This is a genomic window from Leptotrichia sp. oral taxon 215 str. W9775, assembly GCF_000469505.1.
Lineage (GTDB): Bacteria > Fusobacteriota > Fusobacteriia > Fusobacteriales > Leptotrichiaceae > Leptotrichia_A.
Genome location: NZ_KI272866.1, coordinates 1 through 3,353, shown reverse-complemented (window position 1 = coordinate 3,353; position 3,353 = coordinate 1). Strand labels below are relative to the sequence as shown.

Sequence of the window (3,353 nt, the reverse complement as noted above, 5' to 3'; positions counted from 1 at the left end):
TTGATTATTATTGTCTTGATTTTCTTTCCTTTTTCATCACGTACATAAGCCGTCCCTGTTTTTGGTTTCCCTTTCTCATCTAATAATTGTGGAGAATTTTTAGGATCTGAAAATATGATGTTTATATCGTATCCTAAATCCTTGTAGGCAGCCTTAAAAATACCTGCTATTTCAGTATCTACTGTCTTACCTATCAGTCTTTCGCTCGTTATATTTTCAAGACTCTTATTCAGCCTTACTTCTGATAACTGCCCAAAGAAGTTTCTGTTGTCATCTCCTCTATCGTGAATTGACTCTTTTATTGCCCACTTTATGTCATTTATTTCCTCTTTGGCTTTCCCAATATCCTCTTTCAGTTTACCAGGATTAGTAGCATATTCAATTGTCTGGCTCTCAACATTAATATTTGTTCTGCTATGAGTGTCCTTCGTTACTTCATTGGCTTTTCCTAAGTCCCTGTTTATTGGACTTCCTTCAGCTTCTGTTATCTCAACATCTCCGACTACTGTATTTCTTGTAATTCCTTGCTTATCCCTGCTGTCCTGATTGAATCCAACATTGGTAATTTTTGGTTTCCCTCCAAGTGAAGCTCCTATTGAACCTCCTGTTGTTGTCATTGTATCATAATTTTGGATATCTTTTCCAACATAAGTGTCAATCTTGAATGTAGAGTTTCCTTCCTTGCCTATTACAGCTCCTGTATTTTCAACTGTTCCAACATGAAGATTGCTTCCTTCTCCAACAATGAATGTACTTTGATTGTCTACAAATGCCCTGTTTCCATTTGTTCTGCCCGCATTTATGGTTACTGAACTTGTAACTCCATCTGCACTTATTCCAAGATTCACTCCTTTACTGCTTCCAGTTGTTGTGCTTGTGTTCTGTCTTGAAACAACTTCAACTTTTCCAATTTTTCCTGTTACTTTTCCACCCCCATATATATTATAGAGCCTTTTTTCAATATGAGGAAAAATAACCGCTGTCTTTTACAACAACGATTATTTGAAAATATATAACTAAATAATATATTTTTTTTCTTCAGGAAGCATAACTTCTGAAAAAGTTCCATTTTGAATGCTGTTTCTCATCTCAATAACTTTATCTGTTATATCCGTTATATTTACAATCCAGTCATTTATATATTTTTTTACCGTTTCTCCCTTTATACCTAACTGTATCGCTCTTCTTCCTATTGGATTGCCGTAAATATCCCTCTCTGGATCCCATTGACATCTTACCTCTGAATTTTCCAATTTTTCTTTCCATTCTTCCTTAGATAAATCAGAAACTTCTCTAAAAGATGAAAGTACAGCATTTTTCACTATTTCATCAAATCCTTCCCTTTTCAGGTCAATTGCCAGTATTCTTTCCTGTCCTTGTTTAGTAGCCCAGCCACTTCTGTACATCATCCATAAGAATGACGGCTTTATCCAGGTCATTCTGTTTAAACTGAACTTACTTCCAAACTTTCCTAATTTTAAAGCCTCGTCTGCTATTTCATTGTTATATGCTTGATAAACTCTTATTGTCTTGTCATCGAATACTGCATAAATATTTCTTTCCTCTTCTTTTTTCATAATTAATCCTTTCATTCGACATCTTTATTTGTAAAATTATGTCTGTTTAATTCTCGTTTTGCTGATTCTCTTAATTCTTCAGTTTCATTTAAATTATTAGCCAAAAGTTCCAATTTTTCTTTTGATTTAGGAGTATTTATTTTCCCTAGTGCATGAATACATTTTCTAGCCATTGCAATTCCCCCTTCATATCCTTCAAACTGATGTGCCAATGCTAAATAATACACCCATTCTATTGTTTTTGGTGAAGCTATATCTTCAAATGCACCTGCTATATTTTCATGGTCATAGTGCCAATCTCCTGTTATAATTTCCTCAATACAATCTTTGATTTCATCAAAATCTATTTTTGAAGAAAAAACTAAAGAAAAGACTAAAGAAGAATAATACATCATCATATCTCCATTTTTTAATGTACAAGCTTCTTTTAATTTTTCCTTTGCAATTTTAGGAACTTCTCTTCTATATCTGATTTTTTTTAATTTAAATTTTTCTAAAAACTCATCATCAGTCAATTCTTTATTATACCATTTTGATAATAATATAATTTCCTTAAGATATTTGTTCATAATTATTATTCTCCTATTACTTTATAGTCTATAATATTATCATTAAAGATATTCAATGCTTTTCCGCCTTCTCTTCCTAATCCTATATTTACATTATAGGGATCTTTTATTATAGGTTTTTTTTGAATTGTTGTTTCCAATTTAAACATTGCATGATTACTCCCCCAACCTTTAGGTGCTTTTGGCAATTTTGAATAATTGTAATCAGGATCTACCATTATTCCACTTACTTGATTTTTATTTTTAACCCCGATATTCATTAATTCATTGGTTGTTCCAGGATTAAGTTTAAATTCCAATGTTACTCCACCATAATCATATCTTTGAACATATAAAGAAGATGGAGAAATAAAGGTCTCACTATTATGTCCTGCAGGCATCCTTCCTGTACTTCTTAATATATCATAATGCTCTTGACTTATTGTTCTATAATAAGTTTCATAATTTGAAGTTAATAAAGGTTTTGTTGTTACTTCTCCAACTGAATGATGAAAAATATCATAATTCCTACTATAATCATTCATTAAAGCCTCATAACTCGGAACAGAAACTAATCCTTGACCTTTGTTTCCAGTTTCAGTATACGGAATATTATATTTAGTATCAAAATTCCATTCATTACCTCTACCTAATGTATAATTACCCTCAGAATTTTTTACTGCTGTTTTTGGAATTTCTGATTTGAAATTCCAGTTTGCATCTTGTGATTCTAATGTATAAATCTTGCCACTATTCTCCACAGAAGGCTCAATATTTTTCTTAGAACCACTGTCTCCGTTGCTTGAGCCATTTGAAGTGCTATTATCTTGAACCTTGTAGTCATAGTTTTGGGTATTACTATTTCTATGAATATTTTCCTTATTTGAAAGTGGTGGCATTTTATTTGAAGTTTTTTCTGTGCCATAATTTTCGCCAACAGGATTTCTATTAGGATTTTTTCTGTTTTCTGATTAAAACTTTCTTTATTACTGTTATGATTATTACTTCCCTGAGAATGACTTCTCTCTACTGTTTTAGGTTTCTCAGAAGTAACAGCTGGTTGCTTTACTGTTTCTATATCCTGTTTAGGTTTAATAAACGGTTTAACTATAGGATTCTTTGGTACTTCCAGTGTTGTCACACTCTTTCCTGATGTAATCAGATTTGGAACAACTGACCCTGCTGCCGTTCTTACAGAAGATGAAGTTGTTACCGTTACTCCTGTTGA

The 3,353-nt window shown here is 32.2% G+C and carries 4 protein-coding genes and 1 pseudogene; all 5 read right to left on the bottom strand.

The annotated features are described in order from the left end of the window. Positions 1-848: pseudogene (locus HMPREF1984_RS08785) on the bottom strand (hemolysin); the annotation flags it as partial. 168 nt (positions 849-1,016) lie between these two features. Then, positions 1,017-1,592 (bottom strand): DUF4291 domain-containing protein, encoded by a 576-nt coding sequence (locus tag HMPREF1984_RS08780; protein WP_021767621.1) that lies wholly within the window; start codon positions 1,590-1,592, stop codon positions 1,017-1,019. After that, entirely contained in the window at positions 1,589-2,146 is a 558-nt protein-coding gene (locus HMPREF1984_RS11425; RefSeq protein ID WP_021746559.1) for a hypothetical protein, read from the bottom strand. Before HMPREF1984_RS11425 ends, HMPREF1984_RS08780 begins: the two co-directional genes overlap by 4 nt. Positions 2,147-2,151: 5 nt before the next feature. Beyond that, entirely contained in the window at positions 2,152-2,886 is a 735-nt protein-coding gene (locus HMPREF1984_RS08770; protein WP_021767620.1) for a hypothetical protein, read from the bottom strand. Further along, a partial coding sequence (locus HMPREF1984_RS11570) for a hypothetical protein (protein WP_021767619.1) occupies positions 2,856-3,353 on the bottom strand: 498 nt, incomplete at its 5' end. The genes HMPREF1984_RS11570 and HMPREF1984_RS08770, both read right to left, overlap by 31 nt.